Source organism: Oleiphilus sp. HI0066 (genome assembly GCF_001635725.1).
Genome location: NZ_LWFH01000107.1, coordinates 1 through 1,899, shown reverse-complemented (window position 1 = coordinate 1,899; position 1,899 = coordinate 1). Strand labels below are relative to the sequence as shown.

At 43.0% G+C, this 1,899-nt stretch carries 2 protein-coding genes; both read right to left on the bottom strand.

Features of this window, described 5'->3' with window-relative positions:
* A partial coding sequence (gene asnB, locus A3738_RS01660) for an asparagine synthase (glutamine-hydrolyzing) (RefSeq protein ID WP_068763308.1) occupies positions 1-1,231 on the bottom strand: 1,231 nt, incomplete at its 3' end.
* 1 nt (position 1,232) lies between these two features.
* A partial coding sequence (locus A3738_RS30390) for a hypothetical protein (RefSeq protein WP_197473514.1) occupies positions 1,233-1,899 on the bottom strand: 667 nt, incomplete at its 5' end.

Below are 1,899 nucleotides of genomic sequence, written 5' to 3'. Positions count from 1 at the left end.
GAAAATGAGCAGCCTTTTCTAGCGCGCTAGGGCCTTGTTGTATTCGCCAGCTATCAAGCACTTTTTGATATCGAGAATATCCTGCGAATAATTCATCTCCACCATCTCCTGACAAAGCTACTGTGACATGCTGCTTTGCAAGCTCACAGACTAAGTAAGTAGGGATCTGAGAAGAGTCTGCGAAAGGTTCACAATAAACATTTGCGAGTGTTGGAATCACATCTTTAGTGTCCTGCTCGCTGACATAAAACTCTGTGTGGTTTGTCCCTAAGTGCTGGGCAATTACTTTCGCATGTTCGGCTTCGTTAAAATCATCGAAATTAAAGCCAATGCTGTAAGTGTTGATCGCTTTGTCTGACAAGCTTTGCATAATGCTTGCGACGGTAGAGGAGTCAATTCCACCAGACAAAAATGCGCCGAGAGGAACGTCGGCCAGCATTTGATCTTTAATCGAGCTAAGCAGTGTCGCCTCAAGTGCGTCAGCGGCTTCGGTTTCTGTTCCTGCGAAAGGTTGCTCGCTTCCCTGAATCATTACTTCAGTTGCTGACCAATAAGTATTGAGCGAGTAACCTAGAGATTCGCAATCGAGCTGCAGATATTGACCTGGTTCAAGTTTGAAGCAATCTTCATAGATTGATAAAGGCGCAGGAACGCAGTTGTGTTGAAGGTATACTCCAAGTGCTTCGCGGTTAAGTTTTGCGTTAAATGATGGGTTTGCTTTGAGCGCTTTAAGCTCTGAACTAAAGAAAAACTTATGCCCTTGTTTACTGAAATAGAGGGGCTTTTCTCCCATTCTGTCTCTAACGAGATATGCTTGATTTGTTGATTTATTGTACGCGCAAAACGCATACATGCCCTCTAGCTTATCGAGCGTATTTTGTAAGCCCCAATGTTCAAGGGCATATAACAATACTTCTGTGTCGCTATGGCCGTTGAATGATTGGCCGAGCTTTTCTAGCTCTTTTTTTATAACCCGAAAGTTATAGATCTCACCATTGAATACCAATACAAAGTGTTGGCTTTCCATTGGTTGTTGACCTGTCTCGCTTAAATCAACAATGGCAAGGCGACGGTGAGCAAGTGCCACAGAGTTCTGAGTGTTCACCCAGAAACCTTCGGCATCAGGGCCTCGATGCTCAATGACATCTGCCATCAGCTTAAGATGTGTATAAGATGCCTCAGTGTGTTCAGTTTTATTAGCTTGTACGAAAAAGCCAGTGATGCCGCACATTTTATGAACCTTTTACTTCTATGAGTGGTGTATTCAATTCAGTGAGGGCGTTAATCATTGAGGGCTCGGTCGCAGCGCAGTCTTTTGCATTGGTGATTGCGAGTTGCGCTTCAAAATAATTGGTTCCCGTCAGTATTGCGGGGATTTGCAATAGCTTCGCTTTTTTATACGAGAGCGCTTCTTGTTGACCCACTTGATAACGATATGCAAGACATACTCGGTAACCTCGTAACTTGTGCTTAAGGCCAACATACTGAAATTGTTGCGTATCTGCGGTAATAATGTTTCGAGATTCGACTAGCCAGTCAGTGTGAGAAAATGGCGATGGCCAATAGGGTACAAGGTTTTCGGTGCTCTCTTCTTTCCAGTTAAGTACTCTATAAAGCTGGATGTTTTGCACGTAATTGTTTGCTTTCTTCTGCAGCAAGATTTTTGCGTTTGGAAGTTTCGGTATGTTTGTATCTGGTTTTGCTGGTGTATAGCTTAATTGAGAGCTTGAAATAATATTGGGTACTTTTATTGCGCTATTTAGAGCGAAGCTTAAAACAGGTGTTAGCATTAAAAGGGCGAATGTAAGCGCTATTTTTTTGATAGAAAGTGCTTGTTTACTAGGCTCCTTTTGCTCTGGGAATAGTTCAAACCGACGAGCGATAAAAAATAGAGGCGCT